The 13,920-nt window shown below is 42.2% G+C and carries 12 protein-coding genes and 1 pseudogene; 2 read left to right on the forward strand and 11 right to left on the reverse strand.

Annotation, left to right across the window (positions count from 1 at the left end; genetic code table 11):
- Nucleotides 1-17: 17 nt before the first annotated feature.
- The gene (locus tag V7K48_RS26545) at nt 18-995 is read right to left on the reverse strand and encodes a sucrase ferredoxin (protein ID WP_335076931.1); all 978 of its coding nucleotides are present in this window, start codon (nt 993-995) and stop codon (nt 18-20) included.
- Nucleotides 996-2,923: 1,928 nt separating this feature from the next.
- Between V7K48_RS26545 and V7K48_RS26550 the strand changes: the two genes are divergently transcribed.
- Complete coding sequence (locus tag V7K48_RS26550) at nt 2,924-3,676, forward strand: Mut7-C RNAse domain-containing protein (RefSeq protein WP_335077166.1); 753 nt, start codon at nt 2,924-2,926, stop codon at nt 3,674-3,676.
- 18 nt (nt 3,677-3,694) lie between these two features.
- Here the strand turns inward: V7K48_RS26550 and V7K48_RS26555 are convergent, their stop codons facing one another.
- A complete protein-coding gene (locus V7K48_RS26555) occupies nt 3,695-3,916 on the reverse strand; it encodes a hypothetical protein (RefSeq protein WP_335076933.1) in 222 nt (73 codons plus the stop codon).
- Between the two features lie 113 nt (nt 3,917-4,029).
- Between V7K48_RS26555 and V7K48_RS26560 the strand changes: the two genes are divergently transcribed.
- On the forward strand, nt 4,030-5,064 hold the full coding sequence (locus V7K48_RS26560) for an ROK family protein (RefSeq protein WP_335076935.1): 1,035 nt from the start codon (nt 4,030-4,032) through the stop codon (nt 5,062-5,064).
- A gap of 28 nt (nt 5,065-5,092) precedes the next feature.
- Here the strand turns inward: V7K48_RS26560 and proB are convergent, their stop codons facing one another.
- The 9 genes and pseudogenes from proB to V7K48_RS26605 form a co-directional block, all read right to left on the reverse strand.
- Complete coding sequence (gene proB, locus V7K48_RS26565) at nt 5,093-6,202, reverse strand: glutamate 5-kinase (protein ID WP_335076937.1); 1,110 nt, start codon at nt 6,200-6,202, stop codon at nt 5,093-5,095.
- Nucleotides 6,203-6,589: 387 nt separating this feature from the next.
- A complete protein-coding gene (locus tag V7K48_RS26570) occupies nt 6,590-7,129 on the reverse strand; it encodes a YqeG family HAD IIIA-type phosphatase (protein ID WP_335076939.1) in 540 nt (179 codons plus the stop codon).
- 53 nt (nt 7,130-7,182) lie between these two features.
- Nucleotides 7,183-7,810, reverse strand: a pseudogene (locus tag V7K48_RS26575) (hypothetical protein).
- Nucleotides 7,811-8,060: 250 nt separating this feature from the next.
- Nucleotides 8,061-8,633 (reverse strand): DUF3727 domain-containing protein, encoded by a 573-nt coding sequence (locus V7K48_RS26580; protein WP_334970702.1) that lies wholly within the window; start codon nt 8,631-8,633, stop codon nt 8,061-8,063.
- Between the two features lie 141 nt (nt 8,634-8,774).
- Nucleotides 8,775-9,251, reverse strand: a complete 477-nt coding sequence (gene ruvX, locus V7K48_RS26585; RefSeq protein WP_335076941.1) for a Holliday junction resolvase RuvX — start codon at nt 9,249-9,251, stop codon at nt 8,775-8,777.
- 1 nt (nt 9,252) lies between these two features.
- The gene (locus V7K48_RS26590; RefSeq protein WP_335076943.1) at nt 9,253-10,509 is read right to left on the reverse strand and encodes a GNAT family N-acetyltransferase; all 1,257 of its coding nucleotides are present in this window, start codon (nt 10,507-10,509) and stop codon (nt 9,253-9,255) included.
- A 203-nt stretch (nt 10,510-10,712) separates the two neighbouring features.
- The gene (locus V7K48_RS26595) at nt 10,713-10,919 is read right to left on the reverse strand and encodes a hypothetical protein (RefSeq protein ID WP_273769525.1); all 207 of its coding nucleotides are present in this window, start codon (nt 10,917-10,919) and stop codon (nt 10,713-10,715) included.
- Nucleotides 10,920-11,063: 144 nt separating this feature from the next.
- On the reverse strand, nt 11,064-11,555 hold the full coding sequence (locus V7K48_RS26600) for a hypothetical protein (protein WP_334970696.1): 492 nt from the start codon (nt 11,553-11,555) through the stop codon (nt 11,064-11,066).
- 213 nt (nt 11,556-11,768) lie between these two features.
- On the reverse strand, nt 11,769-13,907 hold the full coding sequence (locus V7K48_RS26605) for a pentapeptide repeat-containing protein (RefSeq protein ID WP_335076945.1): 2,139 nt from the start codon (nt 13,905-13,907) through the stop codon (nt 11,769-11,771).
- Nucleotides 13,908-13,920: the final 13 nt, after the last annotated feature.

Genomic DNA, 13,920 nt, shown 5'->3' on the forward strand with positions numbered 1-13,920 from the left:
ATCCATACCCCAGGTTTTTACGTACTATAAGTCGTCACCTTACTAGAGGTAAGCCAATGACTAGCTACAGCATATTTAGTAACTACCAACTCTTGTTTAGCATTGCATGAACTCTTCAGTTGTTGAGTTTTAGTTTCATCTTTCACAAGTTTAGCCTGGTAAGTGTAGAGAGAACCAGAAGGTTGTTCAAAACTTAGTTCAGCTAGAATAGTATTATTGTCTAAACTTTGCTCCAAAATTTTGCCTGCAACTTTGTAGTTAAACCAATCCCATCCGTTCTTGAGGATTAGTTCTCTTTCCAAAATCTGAAGTGCAGCAGGCAGAACTCCCCAGCCTCGATAGACTTTATTTAAGCATTGAATATCGCCAGTCCGGGTCAAAATCGATCTAAATGAATCTTGATCGAGAACACCGTAGTATCTTCCTTCTGGCAAGTCTATGACTGTTGGTGCAAACCGATGTCCACCAAAGTGGGATGATTTCCAAATTCGCACATTATCTAAGTACAAATCAGCAATAGTCGCTGTAGCATAAAAGTAAAAAGGAGCGCCATATCTAGCACAACATTTATCATAGCTACCGTGGGTACATACTAAGATATCTCTAATTACACTAGTTTCTATCTCAGAATCATAACTGATACCCTGTAACCATTTTTGGAGAACTGCTGCTACTTGCTCAATATTTGCTAGTTTCAACTCTTGCTTGCAATATCCATTACTTAACCCCTCTTTTTTTTGATAAATCAAAAGCGTAGTGTGGTTTACTTTATGTGATAAATCATTAGCAATTAAGAGGAATCTAATCGGTAGTTTAGCACGCTTCACTTTCTCTACTAAAATTCTCAAATTCTGGGGCACCCATTTGGAATTAAATACTTCTGATGTCCAAGGTTGAGGACATTCAACTAAAATATAGGTTTGGGAATTGGTAGCGCTACCAATAACATCTTCTCCTGCTTGCCGTGAAGAGTCAGAACAAAAAAAAGTATTCATCTAGCTATACTCATTAGCATATTTTATGGACAAAAGGTATTACAAAGTACAATTGTGTTCCTAGCTACAATATCCTTCATTCAAGGAGATAAAAAAGAACAATATGTATTTCCCAGTTCAAACTAAGTAGCCACTTTATAACATCATTTTTGATCAACATCTTTCCGGTTAATAAATTCTCCATAATAGAGATAAACAGTGTCAAGAGATATTTTTCCGTAGGAGCAGTGTTAATTTTGTATCTAGTTTTATTGTTATCTGGTATTTTATAAATTTTCACTTATTGAAACCGGCTTTTCTAAACTTATTTTCTTTCTCAAAATCAAATATATTCAATCTTGTGCGTAGACGCAAAGCAACTTTAAGAGTTGTTGGCGAATAACTTGCTTACAATATCGATGTAGCTGATACTACAATCAAAAATATTGCTAGCAGCAACCTATTTGTTTAAAGTTCTGCTGAAATTATCTACATAGCTAGTTACAGATCCTGTTTTTACACATAAAGATATCATTCTGTGGTGATCTTATAATGAACATATTTCTAAAGGTAGATGCGGAAACGTTTGATAAATAGCCAGTCTTTTGGTAAGACAATAGTGTTTTAAGACTTTTTCCACACTATCTGCTTTTAATGTATCTGTAGATGTATACATACTGCAAATTATTCTCAATTAGATTAGAAAAAATAAAGACAATTAAGCTAGGGGTAAATGCTTTAGCATTGATGTCAACTTAAGGCAAAAGCCTGTCTAGAACAAGCTTTTAGAGATTGTATCGAGAAGAAGTCTCGGACTCTTAATGCCTAATGGGAGGGCTGCTGCCGCCAGTCTTGAGGCAGTAGCCCAATGAGAAGTATTTCCTAGCCACTGGCTGGAAACGAGGGTTTAAAGGGGTTGCGCTTAAGTTTATTGTGCCGATTTTAGATTTTAGATTTTAGATTTTAGATTTTAGATTTTTTTTGGTTCATGCTCCGTCCCTAGTGGGCGAAATAAATCCAAAATCGTCAATCCAAAATCCGACGCTCCTACGTCGCTAACGCTACGCTATCAGAGCCAAGTACCTGTACTTCGTCCCGCTACGCTAACGTGACCAGGGTCAATCCAAAATCGTTAATCCCAAATCCAAAATTGATTGACACGTATGATGCTTTAGTGCCCCTACTTCATGTATGATAAGTTAATAATCAAGACCAATGACTAATAATTAGCAGCGTCACTGACATCAACATTAACTAACCTGAAATTTACCCTTTTATACCAATTCTTTGTGAAGCTGCACAAAATCAACCTTGGTAGACAAGTTGCTCTGAGCAAATTGTTCTATGTAACTTCATAGATAATCAATATTACCTAATCTAACTTCCTGAAAAACACATTACATTAGGGTTTGATTCTGGGCATCTGCATTGACTGTAACTGAAGTCAATAAGAAATGCAAGTATTTGACAATCCTTATAACTTCTTTACAGTTTGTCGCCTTCAGGAGGTTGTTAAAATCAAGGTTAACCGACATTTTATAGTGGAGATAGCTCACTATAAGAAGCATTTCTAGTTTGAATATAATAGATAATTTTTGCAATTGTGGCAAATTATTCAAGACTTACGCACAGGTAACGGAAAATCGTAGACGCATACTCCTACGGAGAAGCAAGCTACGCGTAGCGTCTGTCTGCGACACGCTGCGCGAACGTAGAGAAGCGGCTTGCCGCAGTCTACCACAGAGTCCGCAGAGAAGCCAGTGCGCCCTTCTCCCTTGGCGTTAGCTTCTCCCTTTGGGAGAAGGGGAGACGCCAAGGGCGATGCGGTTAACGGAACTTAAAGCAACTGGCGTGACACGGAGGAATAAGAGTTTGAGAGGTTTTTTGCGTAAGTCCTATTATTGCCAGCACACAACTGTCCGCCCCTATTAATCCAAATATCTGTGGCTATGGCGATCGCATATTTCTATTTTCACGCAGAATTAAATCATTTTTTACCACGACATCATAAGCAGGTAAGAATCTCCCATTTCTTTGAGGAGAAAGCCTCAATTAAGGACATGATTGAGTCGTTGGGTGTCCCTCATCCAGAAATTGATTTTATAAATGTTAATGGTGAATATGTAAATTTTTATTACATTGTCTCGGATGGAGATATGATCAATGTTTATCCAATTTCAGCTAGGAGTGTTATTATACCAAGCATTTCTGTTCTGCCAAAACCGCTCAGTATTATCCGCTTTGTTTTAGATATTCATTTGGGGAAGCTTGCGACATCTCTACGACTTTTAGGTTTTGATACTTTATACCGCAATGACTACGAGGATGAGAAATTAGCTAAGATATCCTCCAGCCAAGCGCGGATTCTCTTGACTCGTGATAAAGGTTTGTTGATGCGTAGTTTGGTAACGTATGGGTATTACGTTAGAAACACTAACCCTCAACAACAAATCATAGAAGTACTACAACGCTTCGACTTGTTTAAATTAATCTCACCATTTAAACGGTGTTTGCGTTGCAATGGATTATTAGAACCTGTAGAAAAGCAATCCATTATTAACCAAGTGCCAGAGAATGTGCGATCGCAGATTGATCAATTCCAGCGTTGCCAAGACTGCGATCGCATTTATTGGAAAGGTTCACATTATGAGCGATTGCAACAGTTTGTTGATGGAGTGCTTAACTCACAAACAGGTGAGTAACTTAGTCATGATAATTATTTACCCAGCTGAAATATTCCCACTAATTATTTGACTACCGCCAATTCTGGGATCTTCATCTTGGCGATTCAAATCATCAGGAGTGGGGTTTTGCTTACTCTGTCCACTAACTTCGTCTGGTTCAATGGGATCTGCCTCTTGAGCTTTATGGATATCAAGAGAGCGAGGAGGTTCTTTGGCGTGAGAGAAATCGATGAGTGGATTGGGTTGATCGGGAGTCATAAGTTACTAAATTATTATGCCGTTTTTATAGTGTTGAATTTATTTTGCTTGCAAACATCTTTCTTGAGAAAGAAACGACGTATTGTAATAATTCAAAAGAGGTATAAAAAACTATGACATTAATTTTAGCTCTCGATTTTGGTGGGACTAAGCTGGCGGCAGCATTGGTAAATATCGGTTCTAGAAAGTGGTTGCGTTATGAACGTCGTCTCTCGCCGGCGAATGCAAATGCTAGTACTGACTTGGAAATTATGCGATCGCTGATTTACTCGCTGCTGGAAGACACAAAACCTGCTGCGATCGGTGTTAGTTTTGGGGGGCCAGTAGACTCTTCCACAGGGACGGTGCGACTATCTCATCATGTCGTCGGATGGGAAAATATTCCCCTCAAAGGGTTGTTGGAGGCTGAGTTTAGTGTTCCTGTTGGTGTAGACAATGATGCTAATGTTGCTGCTTTGGGAGAACATCGTTTTGGTGCGGGACAGGGATACGATAGCCTATTTTATATAACTGTCAGCACTGGCGTGGGTGGTGGTTGGATACTCAACGGCCAGCCTTGGCGGGGTGCAGGTGGCATGGCTGGCGAAATTGGACACATGGTTGTAGATCCTGCTGGGCCAGTTTGTTTGTGTGGGAAGCGGGGATGTGTGGAACGTTTGGCTTCGGGGCCTTATATGGCGCAAAATGTTAGGGAAATTTTGGAAAACGTAGATGCACCAGCGGCTTCCCGGAGGGTACCACAGAGGCGCAAAGGACTCAGAGATGGAGAGGTTTTGAGGGGTTTGGTAGGGGATAATTTAACGTTGCTGACAGGGCAGTTAGTAAGTGAGGCAGCGGCGGCTGGGGATGATTTAGCGAAGGAAGTTTTGCATAAGGCTGCTTGGGCGCTGGGTGTAGGTATTGGCAATGTGGCAAACCTGATGAATCCGCAGCGCTTTGTGTTGGGAGGTGGTGTAACGAAGGCGGGGGAGGATTTTTGGCAGGTGATGCGTCAGGTGGCGCGGGAGACAGCTTTACCGGAAGTTTATTTTGAAATTGTGCCGGCGGTACTGGGTGATGATGCGCCTTTGTGGGGGGCTGTGGCGATCGCTTCTATGATGGTAGAGCCATTAAATTTGAGTCATAATATTTCTTACTCTCCCAGTTAGTAGTCACGAAATTTATTTTATTTCTATCCTAAGTCAAAACCAAATTATCTCGGTGAATCACGGTTTCTGCACCGACATAGCCTAAAATTGTGGGAATTTCCCGTGAATGACGCCCGCAAATCTTTTGCAGTTCGTTGCTGTTGTAATTCACAAGTCCTCTGGCAATTTCGTTACCGTTGGTGTCACACAATTGTACAGCGTCCTGTGTGGCAAACTCTCCTTCTAATATTTTAATTCCAGCTGCTAATAACGATTTTCCCGCTAGAGAAATTGCCACGATCGCACCTTCATCTAAATACAATTTACCCGCAGGTACAAGACCATAAGCTATCCAACGTTTACGCGCAGAAGTTGGTTCCGGTTGCGGTTCAAAATGCGTCCCAATAAGTTCACCTTGGATAATTTTTTCGATGTTCCGGGGAAATCGCCCTTGGGTAATTACGGTACGGACTCCAGCCGCGATCGCAATCCTCGCAGCCGAAATTTTTGTCACCATACCGCCAGTTCCCCAGCGAGAACCTTGGGAACTTGTTTGTATTTGTAATTGAGCCAATTCTTTAATGCTACTAACTAGAGCGATCGGCTTGGCATCAGGTACAGAACGCGGATCGGCTGAGTACAGCTTATCGACATCGGTAAGCAAAAATAGCCAATCTGCTTCTACTAGGCTGGCAACCAATGCCGAAAGGGTGTCATTATCACCAAATTTTAGTTCGTCTATTGCTACGGTATCATTTTCATTGACTATGGGAATCACTCCCAGTCCCAGTAATTCCTGAAAGGTGTTGTAGGCATTGAGATAGCGGCTGCGCTGTACTAAGTCACTGCGAGTTAGTAATACTTGGGCGATCGCCTGTTGTAAAGTATTAAATAAATCATCATATATACGGATTAACCTGCCTTGTCCAACTGCTGCTACAGCTTGTTTGAGTGCGATCGCTTTGGGACGTTCAGTTAAACCCAACCGTGCACAACCTACCCCCACAGCCCCAGAGGAAACCAAAATCACTCGATGTCCCTGGCGTCTTAAATGGCAAAGTGTTTCTGCCAAGGTAGCGATCGTAGAAAGTGCTAATTGTCCCGTTTCTGGTTGAGTTAGGCTAGAAGTGCCGATTTTGACAACAATTGTTAGTGGCATCTTTCAATTTTAGATTTTAGATTTCAGATTTCAGATTTCAAATTTCAGATTAGACATTTTGCATGAGTTTTTTTACGCCCTGCCTGAAGGCGCACGCTACGCGAACAGACTAAACCTATGAAAACAGCCTTTTAGGTTTTAGGCTTTAAATCTACCCATAGAGAAGTCTATTTTAGATTCAATCCAAAATCCAAAATCTAAAATCCAAAATTGTAAAGCGCCAATCCCTCTATAGTGAAGGCTGACGCTTTACATATGTATATTTATTTAGTATGGGTTAGGGTCTTTTTTGGCTGACCTTATGTTATTAATACTTATGATCCCCGATTTTTGAATCACATGAAAATTTCTTAATTATTTCTTTAGATTTACTTTCCTGACGATTTCTCAACTTTTGTGAATCTTCTTTTTCTTAGGGGTAATAGAGGCTCCTAGAATTTCAGATATCCAAACTTCAAAGTTGCGGACGGGATGAGAGTAAAAAGCCACATCGGCATGAACAATCGGTTCGACTAAAATGGTAAACATTCCCAGGCGATTACCTGCTAAAACATCGGTAAACAAGCGATCGCCCACCATCCCCACTTGATGCACTGGTAAATCCATTGCCCTAAGTGCTGCCCTAATTTTGCGTCGGGAAGGCTTGGCTGCACCTAAGTAGTAAGGTAGGTTGAGCGATCGTGCAATTCCACCAATTCGCGCTTCACTCAGGTTGTTACTGACTAAGCACAATGCAGTACTGGCACGAATTTGCTCCACCCAATATTGTAGTTCTGGTGAAGCCACCCCGACTCTAAAGGGTACTAAGGTTTCATCTACATCCAATACCAGCCCCTTAAGCCCGTATTTTTGGATAATATCTGGTGTTAGGTTCAACACTGAACCCTCTAAAATTAAGTCAGGCTGTAAAAGATTGTTCCAGATCATAGTCAACAGTCAAATTTAACTAGCTCAGACAAATGAGCATAACCCAATATAGTTTAGTTAGTCGAACTCCATCCTGGAATATCTCCCTGAACACTTTGAGATAAAATCCCTAAAATCTTATCTATTTCTTTGATGTAATAATTACTCAAATCAATAAATATATCGTTCTCTTCTAACTTCAAAAACTTCCAAATATCTCCCGTTGTTACCGCACCGGAAATTTTACTAATTTCATTTCTTTCTTATTGGTTAAACAATTGTGCTGCCAACATTGCCGCCGCGCATTGACCTAATACAGCTTTAATATTTTCATTTTTTGCTTCAATAATAACCACCACAGGCAGATTAATTGTTAGTTGCTCTTTAGAACGACTGATGATAAAGTCACAATAGCCATTCAGACCTTTTTCTATATCTACATTAAAATCTGTTCCTGAAAATAAACTAATTGGATAATTAGCCCTGCGTCTTACCTCCAACAATATCGGAGTGATAATCATTTCTGAACGGGCTTTTTCAGTATTAATTGCTAAAGCCAGTTCTATAGTTTCTTCTAAAGAATTTGTGAGTTTCTCACTTGGCTGTAAAGGTTCTATGTCGGCACATAAATCAGTTTCTTCATCAATACAGGATGCTAAATGACTTTTTAAATTTACTTAATGTAAAGTTGCTGTAAGCCATTTTCAGCACCTCATCCTAATTTTGGATTTTGGATTTTGGATTTTGGATTTCGGATAATCGAATTGAAAATCCTTGCCAAAATGCTTTTTTCAGAATCTTAAATAACACAAACTATCCCAATTTTAGATCAATGTTTCATTGCTTCCACATTTAATCGGACATAGTAAAAGGTTTAAGTAGATTTTGATTACCATGAAAATTCCCAATTAAAAAATTCAAAATGTTACATTTTCATTTTGAATTTTTAATCTTATTCCACTTCATTAAAAAGATGTTCCTCTAACAGAGGTTGCACTTGACGAAACTCCTCTGGAGAGAGTAATTCAGGTTCACCTGTTTTTGCTATCCGTGCAAAAAACAACAGGGGATCGAGAGGTGTATAAATTGCATACTCCTGATCTTCGTCATAAAAGCTAGCGAGTAGCTGTAATTGCTCTGGCTCTAAATCTGCTTCTTCGTCTTCGATTTCTAAGGTGAAGAGTTCTGATTCTTCAACTGGCGGTAAATCACCTGCAACTGTCAGAGCATAGGCTGTGTTCTTCAATATCAGGTTCTGCTCAGATAGTACAGCTTGAGCATTAGCAAATATTTGCTCAATGATATTATCGTCTTCTACCAGAACTGCTTCTTCTTCCTCACCGTCACCTTCCCAAGAAAAAATTTCTACAGGTGAGTCTACAGGAAGAAGCAAAACGTATTCTTGTCCATCTACCTCTAGGGAATGCTCTATGTAACATTCGAGCGATCGCCCTTTGTCATCGGTCAAAGTGATGGAACCCGCATGAGCGTTATCATTTTCTTCAGGGAATGGAGAGGAAAACATAGCCGAAATGTAAAAATTTAATAAATACCAGCAAGTTTGTCAATCGCTGAACTATTTAATTACATATTATGTGAATCAAATAGCTTTATACGTAGATACAACTGCTGGCTAATCGTTTTCAGAATATCATGTTAAAAGGTATCAATACTCAATAGCCACCATTGAACTGCGGGATTTAGCACGTTTAACATCCAGCCATTGTTGTAAAATCAAAGCGGCTGCCTTGCGGTCAATCAAACCTTTATGGCGTGACGGGGAGCGGTTTTCAGCTATCAGCAGTTGCTCTGCTTCAAATGAAGTTAATCGCTCATCCACATATTCCACAGGCAGTTTTAGTGCTTTGGCAAGTCTTATAGTAAATTTCTGAACTTGACGGGCCTGAAATCCTAGTGAGCCATCCATTGAATAAGGTAAGCCCATAACCAGGATTTGCACCTCGCGTTCATTAACTATTTGTCGGATTTGCTCGACATCCTGCTGAAAAGATGTGCGCTCAATTGTAGTGATCCCCGTGGCAATTAAACCCGTGCGATCGCACCCAGCCACTCCAATCCGCTTGCTACCGAAATCTAGTCCCAACGCTGAAATAAACGGTTTGGGTTGCTCCTGGGATATCACACTAATTCTCCTGCTGTGCATCTGCTGATTCCGGAATCGGCGATGCTTCCATGCTAGGGTTTTTTCCCGAAAAGTTAATCGGTTCTGACAAGCTTTGCAGTGGTTTATCTGACGATGGCAACTTTGGTGGTTGTACCCATGACATTCCACCTGGTATAGGTTTTCGTGCCGGTTGTAAACCTTGCAGCATATCAGTCCACTGAATTCCTTCTAAGGAGACGAATTTAGACTCCCGTAGTTTGTGCCACACAGAGCGAGACATAACTAATGTATGTTCTATGCGTTTTGCTCCAATTCGTTCCAAATACTCTTCTCGCTCTGCCTGATAGTCTGAGGAAGCTAGTTGTAACCCTTGCTGGGGAAAATCTTGGGCAATCCGAGCTAGTTGAGATAGTAACTCTGGATACAGCCAGGTATAAGCAGGATGAACTGTCAGCGTTGCAACGTGGGGAACTTCACCCTTACGGTCAAGTTGCACCTGAAAATAGCCAATCGCAGCTTTGCGTTGGGGTTCAAATACGTAACCACTCACTACTTCCATTTTGGTCAGCCATTGCTTCACTGCATCAGTTAAAGCGCCGAACAAACTGGTTTTAAAGTCGCGGGTATTACGGTCAAAAACCTGACGTACTAGAGGTGGCATAGATGCTGTATCTAGTTGATATAGCAATTGGGCATCAGCATTACTCACTGGCATGAGGTTGGGCAAGTCTGGCTCTGCTTGTGCCAATTCAACCAGTAATTCTGGCCCAATTTCCCAGTATGTCATTTCTGCCAGACGCTGGAATCCATTTTGTCGATATAGTGCCAGCGCCTCTATGTCGTTAATGTTAACTTCCAGTAGCCAAGTGCGAGCTTCCAAAATCGATTCAAAGCAATGACGCAAAAGTTGCGAACCAATTCCTTGTTTATCGACACCACGCTCCAACAGCACTTGATCAATTCGCCAAGTGCTGCGTGTCCGGTTAAACGGTGACACTTGAATCATTCCTAGAAGCATCCGCCCTTGCTCTGCGACATAGGCACAGAGGCGATACTGTAGCGGGTTAGGAAACCAACTCAAAAATTTGAGTAATCCATACCAGCGACGCAGCCTTTGCATCTGGCTGATGGCAAAACCTGCTCCCTTCGGAGTGAGGGCTGCGAATGACTCTTGAGTTATGCGCTCAATTCCGTCCAGATCCCGGTATTGGACTGGTCGGATAACAACGCTGAGGTTTCGGGGAAGTAATGAAGTCATTTTAATTCGAGCCGGCATTTAGCCTTAACTAACTGCTCTTCAAAGCAACCGCTGCAATAATCTTAACTAGTTTCTGCCCCTTCTATTGCGCCAAAAGGGTGATTTTAGTAACTTAATACTTAAAAAAAGCAGAAAAAGCAGACCTTGTGAGAACACCATTGGCATTGACCCAACAACATCTGCCTTTATTTTATTTGAATTTTGTTAAAATTTGTATATATTTATAGCCCTTGTCGAGAAACTAGCTTTTCAAAGTGGGCTTGGGTTTGATGGAGTAATTGCTGGCGACTATCTACTAGTGTTTGCTTCAGGGTTGGAACAAGATTGCGAGCTTGCAGAGTCATGTGAAGTTGTAAGTTGGCGACATATTCACTGAAATCTTGATTCACTTCATCTGCGCCCGCATCTGTTAATAAATTTGATTCCATTGCCACTGTGTTCTCCTGTGTTAATCCTGTGCTGTCTCTCTTCATGACCAAAAATTATCACGTTGTTTGGACTAACTTCTTAATTTGCAATGAAGTTTAACGCTTTTTAGGGATAGCGATCGCTCTGGGATTTTTGTTTGCCCATTAAAATCTCAAACCAACACCACCTTGTACAGAGATAGCTGTACCACCGCTATCACGGTAGGCATCAAAAGCGATAATAGCATTACCAAAAAGGACAGTATTGCTATTTGGGATCATATAATCAATGCCCGGTTGTAAAGCAAAACTAATTTTGTCACCCACAGGAGAAGATCCACCACCACCAGCCAACACTAATCCAGCACCCAGGTAGGCATCAGCTTGCCAGTTGAGCGGTAAATCGTAGGAAACCGTTGGCACAACTGCCGTATTATTACCAATTAACACTTGGGCACGGAGTGAAATTGGCGCTTCCAAAAGCTTGTAGCGTCCCGCTATAACCCCCCCGAATTGGATACCATCAGTAAAACCAATAGTGGGGCCTATACCGATATAACTGCCATAGGCTACTTGAGCTTGCACTGGTTTAGTACTCGCCAGACTCAAGACCAAGCCAGCCCCCAAAACTGAAACCAAATATGGAATATACTTCATAACCGAACTCCTCACACCAATTTGTCATTTGTCATTTGTCATTTGTCATTTATCATTCGGCATGGGGCACTTGTACTGAGCATTTCGACAGGCTTACTGTGAGACGTTGCCGTAAAGCCTGCGGCATAGCTACGCTTAGGGCGCAGCCTAAGAAGAGAAGTATTGGGAAAAACTCTTCCCTCATCCTCCCCTGCTCCCCCTGCCCCCTCCATTCTACGGGCAACGGGGATGAATGCCTCCTTGAGTACAAATGTACGCTAATTGCTTGGCATCTAAATTTTTGGCTTGAGAAAAATCAACTCCTTGGACTACGGCAGATACTGAACCTAAATCTGGGGTTTGGACAAATTGATCTGCTGGATCTTGTTTGCTAGGGGCGAGAATTGCCCCCTTAAAATCTGCTCCTGCCACATTTGCCCCTCGTAAATCTGCAAGACTCAGGTCGGCATTTTGCAAGTTAACGTTTTCCATCTGGGCATAACGCAAAACAGCACCAGTTAGACGAGTGGCGCCCAGGTTAGCATTGCTGAGATTAGCACGATCCAAATAGGCGCCTGATAAATCTGCCCCTTGCCAATCAGTATTAGTTAAATTGGCAAAGGATAATTGTGTTCCGATGGCAGTGGCGCGACCTAAACGCGCAGCATACAGGTTGGCTTCGTTCAATTTGGCGTCGCCTAAATCTGCTCCAGTTAAGCTGGCTTTTTCCAAGACTGCGTTTCGCAGATCGGCTCCTACTAGTTGGGTGCTGTTGAGTTTAGCCTCAAATAGACGCGCGTTGGATAAGTTGGCTCTGTTGAGAGTGGCGCGGCTCAAATCGGTACGGTTCATCAAGACGCGACTGAGGTTAGCATCAGTAAGATTAGCTTGCTGCAACTGAGCTTGACTTAAATCAGCGATCGCATCGTCGTAAGTATCCCAGCGTCCATCTTCACCCACGCCTCGAAAGCGGCTACCCTTCAAACTAGCTTGGTTAAGATTTGCAGATTTTAACTTAACTCCTGATAAATCAATGTTATCCAGTACCAAGTTGAAGAAGGAACTTCCTGGAGTACCGCTTTGACCTAATTGGGTGCTACTCAGGTCAACGCCCTCGATTTTACCACTGTAAACAGAGAGAATCTTGTTGATCGTTCGCTGATTTCTTTGTAGCCGCCCTTGCCGCAATTCCCGTTCTTGGGTTGCAGTGCTACCCACAGACTCCAGTTCACCCACCAAAAACTGATTCTTATTTTTTAGTTCCGGGATGGCTTGGGGCCCGACAGTTGTCAAAGCTTGTTGAATCGTATCCAAAAGGCTGGGGTTGGTTTCGCTAACCAATAAATCCGCCAGGAATTTAATAGACTGTGGATCATTAAGACCACCTATAGCCAGAATTGCGCTTCGGCGTTGCTCATTAGTCGCCCCAGAGTTGGGACTCAATTGTTTGACAAGTTCGAGGAACTGTTGGCTGTTGATTTGCTTAGTTGCTCGCTGGGATTGTTGAATTTGGATATAAACTTGAGTCCCGATTAAAGTTGCCAACACAGCCGTCATACTTGTAAGCCCTACCCCAAACAAGGTTAGATTAGGATTTTGCTGTATCTGCCGCCATAGATTAGGTGACTGGTTGGTTTGGGCTGCCGCTAATTCTTCATTTCCTTCTTGCAATTCTTCTGCTTGATCATTACCGCCAGCAGACTGAGCTTGTTTGTTACTAGCTAAGAGTGCATCTATTGTATAAGTGCCTGCAAGTTGATCATGTAGTGCGCGACGCCCCCGGCGCGACGGTAAGCCTATCCCTTCACCCACAATCATTAACAAAGACAAAAATGTAAATAATCCTAAATTAGGAAAAGCAAAGCTGTAGCGCCACAGCAGATAGGCGATGGAAATGGGTACAGTCCAACGTCCAACTCCTTCTCTAATCACAACTGCCCCCAATCCGGGCGGCATCCCTTGCTCGTTGACAACCTGCACTTTTAACCAACGTTTAGGAATTGTGCTACCAGTCTTAGCTAGTAAATACAATTGCCACCATGAGAGAGTTACAGGCGCTAATAGGGCGATTGTCCATAAAATATTAGTCGGCCATGCTACGTTACGGATGCCATAGCTCACAGGCAGAGCCAGGGGTCTGGCGATCGCTCTTTCCGTGACTACCAGCACGGGGTTAAGCGGCACTCGGTTAAGGTCGCTTCTAGAATTGGCATAGACACCAATGCCGAAGGGAATCAACCCACTGGCAACCACTAGTGTGATTTCAGCCGCCCAAGCAGCAAAACGCCTACTTGCTAGCAACAGCGAATTGGCTCTTTCCGGTTCTTTTGACTGACGAGATTGATTACTTCTCCTGACAATTGGTGACGTCATCGAATAATTCCCT

Origin of the sequence: Nostoc sp. (genome assembly GCF_036919615.1) — a bacterium.
Taxonomy (GTDB): Bacteria; Cyanobacteriota; Cyanobacteriia; order Cyanobacteriales; family Nostocaceae; genus Nostoc.

What these genes read in the sequence shown, in the direction of transcription:
- V7K48_RS26545 (WP_335076931.1), bottom strand. Translation starts at nt 995, where the DNA reads ATGAATACTTTTTTTTGTTCTGACTCTTCACGGCAAGCAGGAGAAGAT.
- V7K48_RS26550 (WP_335077166.1), top strand. Translation starts at nt 2,924, where the DNA reads ATGGCGATCGCATATTTCTATTTTCACGCAGAATTAAATCATTTTTTA.
- V7K48_RS26555 (WP_335076933.1), bottom strand. Translation starts at nt 3,916, where the DNA reads ATGACTCCCGATCAACCCAATCCACTCATCGATTTCTCTCACGCCAAA.
- V7K48_RS26560 (WP_335076935.1), top strand. Translation starts at nt 4,030, where the DNA reads ATGACATTAATTTTAGCTCTCGATTTTGGTGGGACTAAGCTGGCGGCA.
- proB (WP_335076937.1), bottom strand. Translation starts at nt 6,202, where the DNA reads ATGCCACTAACAATTGTTGTCAAAATCGGCACTTCTAGCCTAACTCAA.
- V7K48_RS26570 (WP_335076939.1), bottom strand. Translation starts at nt 7,129, where the DNA reads ATGATCTGGAACAATCTTTTACAGCCTGACTTAATTTTAGAGGGTTCA.
- V7K48_RS26580 (WP_334970702.1), bottom strand. Translation starts at nt 8,633, where the DNA reads ATGTTTTCCTCTCCATTCCCTGAAGAAAATGATAACGCTCATGCGGGT.
- V7K48_RS26590 (WP_335076943.1), bottom strand. Translation starts at nt 10,509, where the DNA reads ATGCCGGCTCGAATTAAAATGACTTCATTACTTCCCCGAAACCTCAGC.
- V7K48_RS26595 (WP_273769525.1), bottom strand. Translation starts at nt 10,919, where the DNA reads ATGGAATCAAATTTATTAACAGATGCGGGCGCAGATGAAGTGAATCAA.
- V7K48_RS26600 (WP_334970696.1), bottom strand. Translation starts at nt 11,555, where the DNA reads ATGAAGTATATTCCATATTTGGTTTCAGTTTTGGGGGCTGGCTTGGTC.
- V7K48_RS26605 (WP_335076945.1), bottom strand. Translation starts at nt 13,907, where the DNA reads ATGACGTCACCAATTGTCAGGAGAAGTAATCAATCTCGTCAGTCAAAA.